The 13,222-nt window shown below is 70.3% G+C and carries 24 protein-coding genes; 23 read left to right on the forward strand and 1 reads right to left on the reverse strand.

The genetic code is table 11. The features are described 5' to 3' along the window. The first annotated feature begins 2 nt into the window (after positions 1-2). From RM812_RS00805 to RM812_RS00825, 5 genes are all read left to right on the forward strand, one after another. The gene (locus RM812_RS00805) at positions 3-968 is read left to right on the forward strand and encodes an AAA family ATPase (protein ID WP_311570378.1); all 966 of its coding nucleotides are present in this window, start codon (positions 3-5) and stop codon (positions 966-968) included. Between the two features lie 79 nt (positions 969-1,047). After that, positions 1,048-1,383 carry a hypothetical protein gene (locus RM812_RS00810; protein WP_311570379.1) on the forward strand — a complete coding sequence of 112 codons (336 nt, stop codon included), beginning with the start codon at positions 1,048-1,050 and terminating at the stop codon, positions 1,381-1,383. 106 nt (positions 1,384-1,489) lie between these two features. Beyond that, entirely contained in the window at positions 1,490-1,726 is a 237-nt protein-coding gene (locus RM812_RS00815) for a hypothetical protein (protein ID WP_311570380.1), read from the forward strand. Continuing rightward, the gene (locus RM812_RS00820; protein ID WP_311570381.1) at positions 1,723-2,571 is read left to right on the forward strand and encodes a hypothetical protein; all 849 of its coding nucleotides are present in this window, start codon (positions 1,723-1,725) and stop codon (positions 2,569-2,571) included. Before RM812_RS00815 ends, RM812_RS00820 begins: the two co-directional genes overlap by 4 nt. After that, positions 2,568-2,870 carry a hypothetical protein gene (locus RM812_RS00825; RefSeq protein WP_311570382.1) on the forward strand — a complete coding sequence of 101 codons (303 nt, stop codon included), beginning with the start codon at positions 2,568-2,570 and terminating at the stop codon, positions 2,868-2,870. Before RM812_RS00820 ends, RM812_RS00825 begins: the two co-directional genes overlap by 4 nt. Before the next feature lie 213 nt (positions 2,871-3,083). On the opposite strand, the gene RM812_RS00830 is transcribed toward RM812_RS00825, so the two are convergent. After that, positions 3,084-3,284: a hypothetical protein gene (locus RM812_RS00830; RefSeq protein ID WP_311570383.1), complete on the reverse strand. Its 201-nt coding sequence runs from the start codon at positions 3,282-3,284 to the stop codon at positions 3,084-3,086. Positions 3,285-3,369: 85 nt separating this feature from the next. Here RM812_RS00830 and RM812_RS00835 point away from each other — a divergent pair, with 85 nt between their 5' ends. The 18 genes from RM812_RS00835 to RM812_RS00920 all read left to right on the forward strand — a co-directional run bounded on the left by RM812_RS00835 (position 3,370) and on the right by RM812_RS00920 (position 13,176). Continuing rightward, the gene (locus RM812_RS00835) at positions 3,370-3,750 is read left to right on the forward strand and encodes a GIY-YIG nuclease family protein (RefSeq protein ID WP_311570384.1); all 381 of its coding nucleotides are present in this window, start codon (positions 3,370-3,372) and stop codon (positions 3,748-3,750) included. A 78-nt stretch (positions 3,751-3,828) separates the two neighbouring features. Then, the gene (locus RM812_RS00840; RefSeq protein WP_311570385.1) at positions 3,829-4,974 is read left to right on the forward strand and encodes a hypothetical protein; all 1,146 of its coding nucleotides are present in this window, start codon (positions 3,829-3,831) and stop codon (positions 4,972-4,974) included. Then, positions 4,971-5,726, forward strand: coding sequence for a zinc finger domain-containing protein (locus RM812_RS00845; RefSeq protein WP_311570386.1), 756 nt, complete (start codon positions 4,971-4,973; stop codon positions 5,724-5,726). The genes RM812_RS00840 and RM812_RS00845 overlap by 4 nt, the downstream gene beginning before the upstream one ends. Then, a complete protein-coding gene (locus RM812_RS00850) occupies positions 5,723-6,055 on the forward strand; it encodes a hypothetical protein (RefSeq protein WP_311570387.1) in 333 nt (110 codons plus the stop codon). The genes RM812_RS00845 and RM812_RS00850 overlap by 4 nt, the downstream gene beginning before the upstream one ends. Then, positions 6,052-6,288, forward strand: coding sequence for a hypothetical protein (locus RM812_RS00855; protein ID WP_311570388.1), 237 nt, complete (start codon positions 6,052-6,054; stop codon positions 6,286-6,288). The genes RM812_RS00850 and RM812_RS00855 overlap by 4 nt, the downstream gene beginning before the upstream one ends. Next, on the forward strand, positions 6,285-6,593 hold the full coding sequence (locus RM812_RS00860; RefSeq protein ID WP_311570389.1) for a zinc finger domain-containing protein: 309 nt from the start codon (positions 6,285-6,287) through the stop codon (positions 6,591-6,593). Before RM812_RS00855 ends, RM812_RS00860 begins: the two co-directional genes overlap by 4 nt. Further along, positions 6,590-6,868, forward strand: a complete 279-nt coding sequence (locus RM812_RS00865) for a helix-turn-helix domain-containing protein (protein WP_311570390.1) — start codon at positions 6,590-6,592, stop codon at positions 6,866-6,868. Before RM812_RS00860 ends, RM812_RS00865 begins: the two co-directional genes overlap by 4 nt. Further along, positions 6,868-8,598 (forward strand): DNA cytosine methyltransferase, encoded by a 1,731-nt coding sequence (locus tag RM812_RS00870; RefSeq protein ID WP_311570391.1) that lies wholly within the window; start codon positions 6,868-6,870, stop codon positions 8,596-8,598. Before RM812_RS00865 ends, RM812_RS00870 begins: the two co-directional genes overlap by 1 nt. Continuing rightward, positions 8,598-8,795: a hypothetical protein gene (locus RM812_RS00875; protein ID WP_311570392.1), complete on the forward strand. Its 198-nt coding sequence runs from the start codon at positions 8,598-8,600 to the stop codon at positions 8,793-8,795. The genes RM812_RS00870 and RM812_RS00875 overlap by 1 nt, the downstream gene beginning before the upstream one ends. A 26-nt stretch (positions 8,796-8,821) precedes the next feature. Beyond that, positions 8,822-9,271: a hypothetical protein gene (locus tag RM812_RS00880; RefSeq protein ID WP_311570393.1), complete on the forward strand. Its 450-nt coding sequence runs from the start codon at positions 8,822-8,824 to the stop codon at positions 9,269-9,271. Next, positions 9,264-9,503 (forward strand): hypothetical protein, encoded by a 240-nt coding sequence (locus RM812_RS00885; protein WP_311570394.1) that lies wholly within the window; start codon positions 9,264-9,266, stop codon positions 9,501-9,503. Before RM812_RS00880 ends, RM812_RS00885 begins: the two co-directional genes overlap by 8 nt. Before the next feature lie 23 nt (positions 9,504-9,526). Continuing rightward, positions 9,527-9,805 (forward strand): hypothetical protein, encoded by a 279-nt coding sequence (locus tag RM812_RS00890; RefSeq protein ID WP_311570395.1) that lies wholly within the window; start codon positions 9,527-9,529, stop codon positions 9,803-9,805. A gap of 79 nt (positions 9,806-9,884) precedes the next feature. After that, complete coding sequence (locus tag RM812_RS00895; protein ID WP_311570396.1) at positions 9,885-10,187, forward strand: hypothetical protein; 303 nt, start codon at positions 9,885-9,887, stop codon at positions 10,185-10,187. Between the two features lie 55 nt (positions 10,188-10,242). Then, positions 10,243-10,635, forward strand: coding sequence for a hypothetical protein (locus RM812_RS00900; protein ID WP_311570397.1), 393 nt, complete (start codon positions 10,243-10,245; stop codon positions 10,633-10,635). A gap of 89 nt (positions 10,636-10,724) precedes the next feature. Continuing rightward, on the forward strand, positions 10,725-11,261 hold the full coding sequence (locus RM812_RS00905; protein ID WP_311570398.1) for a VUT family protein: 537 nt from the start codon (positions 10,725-10,727) through the stop codon (positions 11,259-11,261). Beyond that, a complete protein-coding gene (locus tag RM812_RS00910; RefSeq protein ID WP_311570399.1) occupies positions 11,230-11,856 on the forward strand; it encodes a hypothetical protein in 627 nt (208 codons plus the stop codon). The genes RM812_RS00905 and RM812_RS00910 overlap by 32 nt, the downstream gene beginning before the upstream one ends. A gap of 85 nt (positions 11,857-11,941) precedes the next feature. After that, on the forward strand, positions 11,942-12,946 hold the full coding sequence (locus RM812_RS00915; RefSeq protein ID WP_311570400.1) for a hypothetical protein: 1,005 nt from the start codon (positions 11,942-11,944) through the stop codon (positions 12,944-12,946). Then, positions 12,943-13,176 carry a hypothetical protein gene (locus RM812_RS00920; protein ID WP_311570401.1) on the forward strand — a complete coding sequence of 78 codons (234 nt, stop codon included), beginning with the start codon at positions 12,943-12,945 and terminating at the stop codon, positions 13,174-13,176. Before RM812_RS00915 ends, RM812_RS00920 begins: the two co-directional genes overlap by 4 nt. Positions 13,177-13,222: the final 46 nt, after the last annotated feature.

Here is a 13,222-nt window from a genome sequence, read left to right on the forward strand (position 1 = left end):
AAATGTCCCAGCTTCCTCCGCCCGTCCGCACTGGCCGCCAGCAGCCGCAAGCCGACGAGTACGACGACGGCCCGGTCGTCTTCCGTCCGGCCAGCAAGGACGGGCAGAAGGCCCGCCTGTCCATCCAGGGCCCGTCCGGGTGCGGCAAGACCTGGACTGGGCTGTCCATTGCCGGTGGCCTCGCCGAAGGCGAACGGTTCGCCGTCGTCGACACCGAACGCAACGCCGCCACCCTGTATGTCAACGACCTCCCGGTCGAGTTCGACCACTTCCCGATGCGCCGCTACAACCCGCGCGGCCTCATCAAGGCCCTGGCGGCGGCGGCCCAGGCCGGCTACCCGGTCGTCATGATCGACTCCCTCACTCACTTCTGGAAGGGCGCCGAAGGCACCCTGGACCAGGTCTCCCAGGTCGCCGACAGCAAGTACAGCGGCAATAAGTTCGCCGCCTGGAAGGACGGCGGTGAGATCCAGGACGACATGATCGAGGCCCTCATGTCCTACCCCGGGCACATCGTGGCGACGATGCGGGCGTCGGAGAAGTGGGTCTTGGAGAAGGGCAGTAAGACCCCCGTCAGCAAGGGCCTGCTCGCCGAGCAGCGCAAGGGCATCGAGTTCGAGTTCGGCGTAGCCGCCGAGATGGACGAGGCCAACCGGCTCCGCTTCATCAAGTCCCGCTGCCCCTCCTTCCGCGGCCTCGTCCTCAACCAGCCCAACGGCGCGAGCGACATCGCCAAGCCCTACCTGGACTGGCTGCGCGACGGCGGCAAGGAGATCGACGCCACCGCCTGGATCGACGCCGCCAGCGACGACACCGCCACCGCAGACAGCCTCCTCGCCCTGTACCGCGAGGTCGAAGCCGCCAGCGCCCTCGCCACCCCGCTGATGCACCCCCAGACCGGCCAGCCGACCAGCCTCGGCGCCTACATCAAGGAGCGCGGCATCGCGCTCAAGAACGCCCAGCAGTAGCCCGCACACGCCTGAGCCGGCCGCGGGCAATGCGGCCGGCTCGGAACCCCAGAACACCACACCCGGAAGGGAGCACGCCATGCCTCGCCTCACGCTCGCCGAGCAGGTAGCCGCCGAAGCCCGCGACAAGACCCTCTCCCAGCTCGTCCGTCAGGCCTCCAACTGGGACCGCAAGGTCGTCGCCCAGGCCGTCCTCATCTGGATGCGCGACCACGACACCGTGTCCGCCAACGACCTCCGTGACCAGCTGCCCGACGTGGCCAGCGGCGTCCTCCCCGGTGTCCTCCGCGGCATGTCACATAACTACCTGATCCACACCGGCGCCTACGTCCCGTCCACCGCCCCCGCCACCAAGGGCCACCGCATAGCCGTCTACCGGCGCCGCACCGCTGCAGACCAGGAGGTGGCCGCCTGATGGACGCCCTCAACCACGTAAACCTCGCCTGGGCGTACCCGTTCCTGGCCGCCTGCGGAGCCGTCGGCGCTGGTATCGGCTGGCTCCTTAACCGCGGGAGGCGACCGTGACCGTCGACCAACTCGCCACCGTCATCACCGCCTGGATGTGGGTCGACCACACGGTCACCGTCTGCGGGCCCGGGCTCACAGTCGCTGCCGGCCTGTGGGCCACGGGCCGCGCCGCCCACGGGATCGCCGACCGCATCCACCGCCGCCGCGAACTCCGCCGCATCGAGCAGTACGCCAACCACCCCGCCGCACGCCGCCTGCACACCACACCTCGGAAGGAGAACGAGTCGTGACCGCCGCCGACCGTCAGCCGCCGCACCACAAGACCATCACCTGCTATACCGACTACAAGTGCCGGCTCCCCGAGTGCGTCCAGCGCTACCGGGAATGGGGCCGTGCCCGATACCGGGCCAAGGCCAACGGCGAGCCCGGCCGCTACACCGACGCCGAACCCGTTCGCCAGCACCTGCTCAAGCTGTACGCCGCGGACATCGGCATCCACGCCATCGCCGCCTCCACGGGTCTGACCTACCTCGCCGTGCGCAGCTTCACGCACCACGAGTACGGCAACCGCCGTCCCCGCCGCAGGCGTTGCACTCCCGCGACCGCCGCGAAGATCCTCGCCGTCACCGAGGCCAACATCGTCACCGGCCGGATCGACGCCACCGGCACCGTCCGCCGACTGCAGGCACTCGTTGCCATCGGCTGGCCCCTCGAACAGATCGGCCCGCATGCAGGGCTCAGCCCCGAGAACCTGCACCAGCTGACGAAGCGCGAACGAGTGCTCTCCAGTACCGCCCGCCGAGTCGCTGAAGCCTACGAACTGCTGCGCCATAAGAAGCCGACCAGGAACGGAGTCGACAAGCGGAGCGCCACCCGAGCCCGAAACCGCGCTGCCGCCAACCGCTGGCCGACGCCCGCCTACTGGGCTGATCGCATGGACGTCATCGACGACCCCGACTTCGAGCCGCTGTACGGCGTCACCAAGCGGGAGATCGTCGCCCAGGACGCCAACGAGCTGATCCGATTCAGCGGCTTGGACCGGGCCACCGCCGCCGAGCGTCTCGGCGTGTCCAAGGCGTACATCGACCACGCGTTCCGTGACCACCCCCAGTACGCCGTGGAGGTCGCCGCGTGATCGCCAGTCGTGTCGGCCACGACCGCCGCCCCTACCTGTACGCCTCCACCACCAGCACCTACGACGAGACCGGCGATATCGACTTCATCGCCGTCGAACACGCCCTCAACGGGCGGCCGGTGCCGCTCACCGAGGCCGAGAAGATCCACGCCGCCCGGCTCCTCGACGACCGCGGACTCTCTCCCACCGCCATCGGCCGGCACGTCGGCGCCGACCTCGCCGACGTCCGCCGCTGGAAAGCCAACGGCTGGCAACCCGGCAGCCGGCGGGCCGAGAGCCAGAGGACGAACGCGGCATGAACGGAAGCACACCCATCCGCCGCGCGCCCCCGCGTTCACCAGCAGCACGAGACGCCGAGTTTGCGTCCCCGCTCACCGTGCGCAAACCAGCAGGTCAGGCGCCAAGTTGAGGCACTGAAGCCACCCGGAGAACCTGACCGAACCGGCCAGCCGAGCACACGACAAAGGCCCCGCGGAAGCGGGGCCCGGAGGAGAGGAGGGGAGATGCAGGAGCTAGGACTTCGACAGGGGAGCGATCTTCGCGACCCACTCGCGGGTGAAGCCGGTCAGCTTCGCCATGTGCGACGGCCCCTTGTTGGCCGCACGCCCCTCCACCAGCAGCGCGCGCAGCTCGGCGTCGGCGTCGTTGAAGGCCTTCTCGGCGCGGGCCCGCTTCTTAGCGGCGGCCTGAATCCTCTCGTCCAGCTCGTCCATGTTGCACATAGTGACACACCGATCTGTGGTCGCGCTATGCCACCGCGCATTGTGAACGCGGTGCGCGAACGCTATTCTCGTTCTCATGGAGCCCAAGCATTTCAGGGCGCGTCCATTCGATCGACATGCCGACTGGACGCGTTGGCTGACCGACGACGAACGAGCCTTCGGACACAGCGGCCTCTACCGCTTCTACGGAGCGAATTGCCGGCTGCTGTACGTGGGGATCAGCCGCCACATGGAGGTGCGCTGGAGTGCGCACCGCACCACGGCGAAGTGGTGGCCGCTGGCCAGGTTCGTGGCTGTGTCCTTCTTCCCTGCCGGATGCGGAGTCTGGCCGGACCTGGCGGAGAAGGCGTCGATCGCACACGAGGATCCGCCGTTCAACTCGAACCACAAGAACCCACCACGGTCGACAGCCCTGAGGTTGCACCCCTACGTGCCGCCGCCGGGCTTCGGGGACTGAAGCAAGCCGAGCCGCCTTAGAGGCCCTGGTTCCGCGCGCCCAAAACCCCTCAGACACCCATCCGAAGGACAACTACTCATGGCTCGTGGCCACGGCCGGATCCTCACCAGCGTTTGGGAGGACTCCGACTTCCTGGATCTGGACGAGAGGGAGCAGCGGCTCTACCTGTTCCTCATCTCGCAGCCGAACCTCAACCACGCCGGCCTGCTCGACCTCACCCTGCGGCGCTGGGCACGCAAGGCCCGCGGCCTCACCGTCGCCGAGCTTGAGAAGCGCATCGGCCGACTCGAGGAGACCCACTTCGTCGTCGTCGACGACGACACCGAGGAGCTCCTCATTCGGTCGTTCATCCGCAACGACGGCGTCTGGCGGATGCCCAAGGTCATGGGCGCCGCAGTGTCCGGAGCGCTCGAAATTTCCTCCCGCAAGTTGCAGCAGGCCCTCCTCGCCGAGATGGACCGCGTCCCGCTCGACGAGCTGAACGCCGACCCGACGAAGCTCCGCAACGGCACCGAGGGGCCGTCGATCCGGCAGCAGGTTGCCGACCACATCAGCACCCTCAGGAAGGCGTTCGGTACCCCCACGCCGGACCCTTCCGAAGGGGGTAACGGAACCCCTTCCGTAACCCCCTCGGGAACCCCCTCCGATACCCCTGCGCAGCCCCTTGCCGAAGGGGGTCCGAAAGCCTCTACGCGCGGGCGCGCGCCCGCGTCACGCGCGCATTCCCCTGCCCCTGCCCCTACCCCTACCCCTGTCCCCAGCCCCGTAGAAGAGGGGTCGGCTGAGGCGGACGGCCAAGTCGAGCTCGTTGTCGTCCAGGAATCCGACTTCGTCGGAGCGGCAGAAGCCGCCCCCGAGGAGAGCGAGACCGTGGGCGCCAACGTGATCGTCGCCGAGTGGCTTGAGCGGGTGAACAAGCGACCGCCGAGCAACGTCATCGGCCAAACCTCGAAGCAGATCAAGAAGCTCCTCGACGAAGGCATCGCCGCCGACGACATCCGTGCCGGCCTCGCCCGCTGGATGCGGAAGGGTTCCGCCCCCTCGTCGATCCCCAGCTTCGTCAACGAGGCGATGAACGCCGACCCGCTCCCGCAGCGCCTCGCAGCTGCCGCAGGAGCCGAGAACGTCCTTGACTTCCCCACCGGCCGCCAGTCGACCGCAGACCGCCGCGCAGGCGCCGCCTTCGACCTCGCCGCCGAACTCGCCGCAGAGGAGAACCAGTGACCCCGTCCGAAGCCGCCCAGCTACTCGGCCACTGTGCCGCCTTCGACAACCGCACCGTCGGCAAAGTCGATGCGCGCGCCTGGTCCGCCGCATTGCACGACGTGCCCTTCGACGAGGACGCCGTCGCCGCCGTCGCCGCCTTCTACGGCACGCCGCCGAAGGACCCCAGCCAGAAGCTGTGGATCCAGCCGCACAACGTCCGCACCCTCCGCACGAAGATCCGCAACGCCCGGCTGGAGAACTTCCAGTACGAGCCGCTGCCCGACGAGAGCGTCGGTGAGTACCTGGCCCGGTACCGCGGCCAAGTGCAGGCGATCGCCTCCGGCCGCATAGCCGCCCCCACCGGACGGCTGGCGCTCGAGGGCGGTCCGACCCGCCAGTTCGTGGCCGAGCTGGAGGCCCGGGGCTGGGAAGGCAACCGCGAGGTGCCCGACGAGGACGACGAGCCCGCCGCAGAGTTGATCGAAACCGTTCGCCGTACCGGCCCGCTCGGCGTGGTCTGCCCGATGTGCGCGGCCGAGATCGGGTTTCCCTGCAAGTCCAACTACGCCACGAAGAAGCACCCGCTCGGCAAGCCGCTGTCGAAGCCGCACACCGCCCGCATCCGGGCCGCGTCCGGTGAGCCGCAGCAGACGCCGGAGCAGCGGGCCGCCGAAGAAGAGCGGATCCGCGCCGCCTCCGCCCGCGCCCTCGCCCGCATCGAGGCCGACGAGAACATCCCGGACGCCGACATCGTCGAGGAGGCGTCGTGACCGCCGGCTGGGAGCCAGAGATCGACGACATCAAGGCGATGCGTTCCGAGCGCGGAGGGGCAGATCTGCGGGCGTTCATGCGGCAGCAGATCGCCGCCGGGAAGTCCCGGCGTACCGACCCGCCCAAGCCGGCCGCGGTCCCGAGCCCGCCGGGTCACCGACCCGGCGCCTGGCCGGCCGGGTCCAGTCCGCCAGGCCCGCCCCCGGAGTGGTCCCTGCCGAAGGCCGCCTGGGACGCCGCCGTCAAGCACTACCGGAACACAGAGCACTTCCCCGACCAGCCCTGCGACTGCGGCAACTGCCCGCCAAAGACCGAGGAGCCCCGATGACTCATCCGCTGCCCGTCGGAACACGGGTTCGCCACCACGGCCAGCAGTGGCCCGCCGCCCGCTCCGGCACCGCGACTGTGCGCGAGGTCCAGGGCCCGCTGTACGACGGCACCTACGAGTACCGGGTCGATGCAACCGAGGACTTCAGCCGCCGCTCGGGCCCCGACAACCCAGAGACCCAAGACACCTGGTGGTCGTCGACCGCCACGATCCCCGCCGAGGAGACCCGATGACCCCCCGCCAGCCCGCCGCCTCCATGCCCGAGTCGATCCGGCACGTCCTCCGAGCGAAGCAGCACCCGGCCCGCTCGGTCGCCTGCCCGCACTGCGGGGCCGCCGCCCACCTGCCGTGCGTGGTCCGCACCCGGAACACGGTCCTGTCGCAGCCGCATTCGCAGCGGGTCTCCGACTGGGCCCAGGCCACAGCCTGCTGCCCCGACTGCCAGGTCACTCCCGAGGTCCCGTGCCACGAGGACGGCCGCGCCCGTCGTACCGTCCACGCCCGCCGCTACCAGGAAGCCGAGGCCACCGCCGCATGAAGGTCCGTGCCGACATCGCCGCCCTGCTCCGCGAGGGACACAGCAACGCGTCCATCGCCCACCGCCTCGGCTGCCACACCTCGACCGTCGCCCGAGCCCGGCAGGCGCTCCGCATCCCGCCCGCCGACCGTCTCGGCCGTCTGTACCTCGAGGCCGTTCCCACGGGCCGGGTCAAGGAGTACCGGCCAGCTGACGGCCGTATGCCGCTCAGCCCCGCCCAACAGCGCGCCAACCGCGAACGGCTCCTCGCCGCCCTCCGAAAGGACGCCGCCTGATGTCCACCACGTCGAAGAAGCAGAAGGCCCGCACGGCCACGCACCGGCCGGCTGTCCGGCGTCGCCGCTTCCGCCACGACGACCTGGTCGCCGTGGACCTGTTCTCCGGCTTTGGCGGTCTGACCCGCGGGATTGAGATGGCCGGGTTCACGACGATCATGGCGGCGAACCACAACAGCTACAAGGTCGAGGTCCACGAGGCCAACCACCCCGATGCCGAGCACTGGATCGCCGACCTCGTCGACCCCGAAGCGGCGGACTACCACTCCGCCCGGGACCTTCCCGCCGCCGACCTCCTCGTCGCCGGCGTGAGCTGCGTCAACCACTCCCAGGCCAACACGCTCAAGGCGTACCTGACGGGCGGGACTCTGTTCGACCTGGACGACCCCGACTACGAGGCGCGGGTCACCAAGTCCGAACGGGACCGGGCCACCGCCAACTGCGTCCTGCACTACGCGCAGAAGCACCGGCCGCGGATGATCCTCGTGGAGTGCACCACCGAGCTGCAGTCCTGGGGTCCGCTTCTGCCTGGCAGCAAGAAGGTCGGCGACGGATCGACGTACCGGTGGTGGCTGAAGCAGTTCGAGCTGCTCGACTACAACCACAAGGTGCTGTTCCTGAACTCCCAGTTCTTCGACGTGCCGCAGTCCCGGAACCGCGGCTACTGGGCGTTCGTGCACAAGTCCCTGCCGATGCCGGACCTGGAGCACCGACCCGTCTCCCGCTGCCACCACTGCGACAAGGACGTCGAAGCGGTATGGACGTGGCGAACCGGAATCCCGCCGACCGGGAAGGTCGCCTACGGAGAGCAGTACGACTATCGGTGCCCCTCGTGCCGTCGCGAGGTTGTTCCGCCGATGACACCGTCGATCGCCGCCCTGGACCTGAGCGACCTCGGTACCCGCATCGGTGACCGGCCGGTGAAGACGTTCAGCGACGGCCACCGTGGTCCGTTTGCCGCGTCGACGACGGCCCGGATCGAACGGTGCCGACGTAAGTTCGCGGACTTCCCGGCGATCCTCATGCCGGCGAAGGGCGTGCACGGCTCGGAGCGGCTGCTCCTTCAGCCGCTGGCGACGCAGACCAGCCAGCAGGAGGCGGCGATCCTGTCGACCGGGCGGGCCCCGCAGGGCCTCTGGGACGAGGCGGCGATCGCGCTCGCCATCGACAACTACCAGGGCGCCGCACGCGGTGCTGGGGAACCGCTTCCCACTCAGGTCGGTTCCGAGACGCTCGCCGTGGTGTCTTCCGGCGTCATCCCGTACCGGAAGCACACTGTGCCCGCCGTGCACTCGGAACCGATGTCGACGTTCACCTCCGACCAGATTCCCGGGCTGCTGACCGCGGCCGGATGGTTCAAGCAGAACGGCTCCACCGGGACAGAGACTGCGGCTCACCCGGTGACCGATCCGCTGGGCACCATCACCGCCCGCGATACGACGGCACTGGTCACGGCCGACTGGGGGCCAGCGCTGTCGGAGCTGCCGATCGAAGAGTGCTTCTACCGCATGATGGCGGCCCACGAGATCGGTCGCGGTTGCGGCTTCGACGTCAACTTCGGCGCCTACCGCGGCACCTTCAAGGTCTGGGGTACTGCCCGCAACCAGGTTGACGGCTTCGGTAATGCCGTCTCGCCGCAGGTGGGGGCCTGGATTGGGGCGCGACTGCGGGCCGTGATCCACAGTCCGCAGGATTTCGGCACGACCGCGGACCTGGCCGAGGCCGCCTGATGTCCCGCTGCGCGGCGTGTGGCCGGCCTCTGCATCGCCCGTCGCCGTCGGGCCTCTGCCCGGTCTGCGCCCGCCGCCTCCAGCCCACCCCCGCCCGGCCCCGCACCATCCGTGCCGCCGAACCCGCCGTCGAGCACTGCGACGGCCAGACCGCCCTCGACCTGGAGCCCATGCAGCCCAGCCTCTGGGCGCTGTGACCAAGGCCCAACCCGAAGGAGAACCGATGTCCCTGCACGACGACCTGAACCGGCTCGGCTACGAGATGCTCGACCGCCGTGTCCGCGCCGCCGAAGGCTTCACCCGCAACGCCCTGGCGATGACCCCGTTCACCAACGAGACCGCCACCGAGTTCGCCCACCGCATGCGGTTCTGGGCCGAGCGCAACCACCCCGAGCTGATCATCCGGCTGGAAGACCACCAGCGACAGGAGATCCTCCCGCTCGCCGAGAACTGCGGCTGCGACCCGAACAGCGACGGCTACGAAGACGACCACTGCGAGTCTGGTGACGACCTCGAAGACCTGTGCTCCCGGCAGCATCTCGGCTTCGTCTGCGCCAGCTGCGTCAACGAGGACGGCAACGGCCCGTCCTGGCGCCCGGACCGCTATGAGTGGCCCTGCCCTGCGGTCGCCCGCCTCGATGGCATTCAGCGGATGGGGGCCGCCCGTGGCTGACTTCACCGCCGAGACGGTCACCCGCACGATCCACCGCTGGGTAGTCCCCGCCGCAGAACCCTGGGGTGCCGCCGCTGCCGAGATCGGTAAGGCCTGGGCGGTTGCCGAGCGCGCCTACCGGCAGCACCACAGCCTCGCCGACGAGCAGCCACTCCACGACGACGCATTGCGGTTCCACGTCCGCGACGACGAGGTCGTCATCGAGTTCCAGACCGAAGCCTCCACCCCGTGAACCTCAAACCCGGAAGGAACACCATGCCCGACCTGCACCTGATCATCAGCCAGCCCGAGCCCGGCGACTGGCACGGCCGGCTCGACGTCCTCGAAGCCCTGGAAGGCGCGGGCTGGGTCGGCGACGACGAGATGCCGCTCAGCATCCTGCGGCACCCGTCCGGCGCCGTCTGGGCCGTGGCCAACGAGTCCGACGACTCCGGCCTGGGCTGCCCGAACGGATCGGTCATCGAGTTCCCCGGCTCGACCCCGACCGTTGTGATCGTCGCCGCCTGCCTCGCGGCGACCCACCCCACCCCGTGAACGCGGCGACCCCGGCGTGCTCGTAACACGCCGGGGTCTGCCCCGACCCTACCCAGCCCACCCATTCCCGGAGGACTTCGTGAACGACCGACCGACCGTGATGATCGACGGCGAGGAGACACCTGTCGACGACTGCATTTGGCTGGAGCGGCATCCCTGCGGGTGCGTTGCCTCCGCCGCCGTCGCCTTCGTCCCCGACGTCTGGACGCTGGCCACCGCCGATCAGGCCGCCCGGCACTTCAGCCGCACTGAGGGGGAACGCCGCCGCGCTCTCGCCGCCGGCCTCACCGTCGAGCCGATCACCGGCGGCCGGTACCGCGACGAGTTCCAGGCCCGATGGCACTGCGGCACCCACTCCCGCCCCGCCGCCACTCCCGCCTAGAGGACCAGTGGCCCCACAACCCCCGCCGCCACGGCCCAACCTCAGGAGGAATCCGATGACCGACGACGAGCACGTGCAGCACACCTGGAACCTCGCCCACCCCGACGGCGGCGAGATGACCATCGAGCTGTGGACGGACGGCTACAGCGTCCGCGTTCACGGCGGCCCGGACGACGGTCACGACGACGACCGCGGCCTGCACGCGATCGAGGAGGAGCTGCTGCCGAAGTACCGGGCGGCCGGCTACCGGGTCGAGAGCGACTACGCGGTGAACGACCCGGAGTCCCACGACGACGAGCCGGAGGACGTCGAGCCGGACGGCCGGCCCGAGGCCTGCCCGGAGTGCGGCAGCCCCGTCGAGTACGAGGCCAACCACGTTTCGGACTTCCGTGAGGGCGAGGCGTGGCTGTGCACCGACTGCAAGTGGGGCCAGTACGTCACCGCATGACCCGCGGCCCCCGCCGACACCTCACCGCCGTACCCGACCAGACCGCCGCCTGACCGCCGCACCCGCGGCCCGAACCCAGGAGAAACCCGATGAGCACCCCACCGCGAGCCCTCGCCGCGATCACCGCGTTCGTCGCCACGATCGCCGCCGCGAACTGGGCCACCACCCACTACGGCCTCGTGCCCGTCGGCTTCGGCCTCACAGCCACCGCCGGCACCTACGCCGCCGGTGCAGCCCTCCTCCTCCGCGACGTCGTCCAGGACACCGCCGGACCGCGGTGGGTGTTCGCCGGGATCGCGGCGGGCGCAGTCCTGACCACCGTTATGTCCCCGGCCCTGGCCATCGCCTCCACGGTGGCGTTCCTCCTGGCGGAACTCCTCGACATGGCCGTGTACACGCCGCTCCGCTCCCGCGGCTGGGCCCGAGCCGCCCTCGCCTCCGGCCTCGTCGGCGCGATCGTCGACACCTACGCCTTCCTCACCCTCGCCGGCTTCCCCATCACTACGCACACCGTGGCCGGCCAGCTCGTCGGCAAAGCCCTATGGGTCACCGCCCTCCCTGTCGCTGTCGTCCTCGCCACCCGGATGGTGCGCCGTGCTGTACATCGGCACCCCGTCGGGGCCTGACGTGCGCGCCGCGATGGCCGCCGGAGACCTCGCCTGCATGACCACCCCTGCCCAAGGGAACCGCATCCCGGACGGCGCGGAGTACTTCTGCGACAACGGCAAGTTCGGCAAGGGCTGGCCCGGCGCCGACCGCTGGTACGAGTGGCTGTGCAACACCGTCGACCGGTACGGCACCGACCGGTGTCTGGGCGCGGTCGCCCCAGACGTCCCCTTCGACGCCGCCGGCACCCTCGCCGAGTCCCTGCCGTGGCTGGCCCGCATCCGCGAGCTGAGTATCCCCGCAGCGTTCGCTGCACAGGACGGCTGCGATCTGCTGGGCGTGCCGTGGGACGCGTTCGACGTTCTGTTCATCGCCGGCAGCACCGAGTGGAAGACCGGGCCCGTCGCCGAACGCCTGTCCCGGGAGGCGAAAGCCCGCGGCAAGTGGGTGCACATGGGTCGGGTCAACTCCCGGCACCGGCTGCGGATAGCCGAGTGGTTCGGCTGCGACAGCGCGGACGGCACGTACCTGGCGTTCGGCCCGGACAAGAACCTGGGGCTTCTCCGCGGCTGGCTCGACGAACTGCATCACACCCCGTCCCTCTTCGGGACGTGACCCCGGCAAGCCGACCCGGGGCGCGCCGTTACCGCGCCCCGGGCCTGGCCCTGATCATCCCACCCCGACCCGTCTTGGAGACCCGATGACCGACCAGACCACTCCGCTCCGCGACCGCATCACCGAGGCCCTCGCTAAGGCCGACGGTTGGCAGTTCAGGGACGGGAGCGACCTGTACGACCTGCCCAACGGACGGCTTATGCACTACCGGGACGGCGCCGACGCGGTGCTGGCCGTGCTGCCCGCGACCGCTGACCAGACCACCCCGCTCCGTGACCGCATCGCCGCCGCCCTGATGGACCTCGGACACCCGCAGTGGGACGCCGCCGAGGGCGCCGACGCGGTGCTGGCCGTGCTGCCCGCGACCACCAACCACGACACCGACACGAGCGCCGAGAACGCGGACGCCGACACCGTCGCGAACCGGGCCGCCCAGGTGATCAGCGCGATGGGCGCTGACATCCGCGAGCTGAAGCGCGAGCGGGACCGCTCTCGCACGGCGTGGCACAGCGCCCGCCGTCGGGCCAGCGTGCTCTCGGCTGAGATCACCCGCCGGGCCCCGCTCCTCGGTGAGTACGCCGCCCAGATCGCCAACCTCCGCACCATGTACGACGCGTCCGAGGCCCGGGTGAGCGACCTCATCGACGAGCGGGACCAGGTGCTGGAGACGCGCACCGATCGGACCGCCGTCCTCCGTGAAGCCGCCGACGCGGTGTTCGCCCTGGAGTACGACGTCATGGTCGGCGAGGAGGGCGACGAGAACATGGGCAGCATGCGGGAGGCATGGGACGTCGGCACGATCCACGCCACGCAGCTGCTGCGCCGCATGGCCGACCAGGCCGAGGTGGAGCTGCGTCGTATGGCCGACAAGACGGCAGCCACCGAGACGCAGGCCGCCGAGGTGCTGCGAGTCGTCGCCCGATGGGCTGCGAGCAGCGAAGGGCGCGACGTGCTCGTCGAGGAACTGGCCGACGCGGGCTACCGACTCCCGCACGCCTGCGGCAACTGCGAGGGCATCGACCCGGACACCTGTCTGAAGAGCCCGGATCGGCCCGCCGTCGGGGCGCGGCAGGACGGGGCGCGGCCGTGACGGATCACCGTGCGCTCGTCGCCCGCCTGGAGGTGGAGCGGGCTCGTGCTCTCGCCTCGGCCCGGCACGCGACGGCTGTGGAGACGCGGCTCGTTGCTGACGGGATCGCCTCCGGGTTCCTGCACGCTGCCGCGTTGGTGGTGCGGGAGTTCGAGGTTGCGGAGGCGGCGCAGGCCTACGCACAGCGGGCCGTCGACGGGGAGGCGGGGGAGGCGCCTTCCGCCGTGTGACCGTCGCGAGGGGCGCTGCGTGCCCGCCTCAGCGTCCCTCGCCCGT

This window comes from Streptomyces lancefieldiae (assembly GCF_031845825.1).
In the GTDB taxonomy this organism is placed as follows: Bacteria; Actinomycetota; Actinomycetes; order Streptomycetales; family Streptomycetaceae; genus Streptomyces; species Streptomyces lancefieldiae.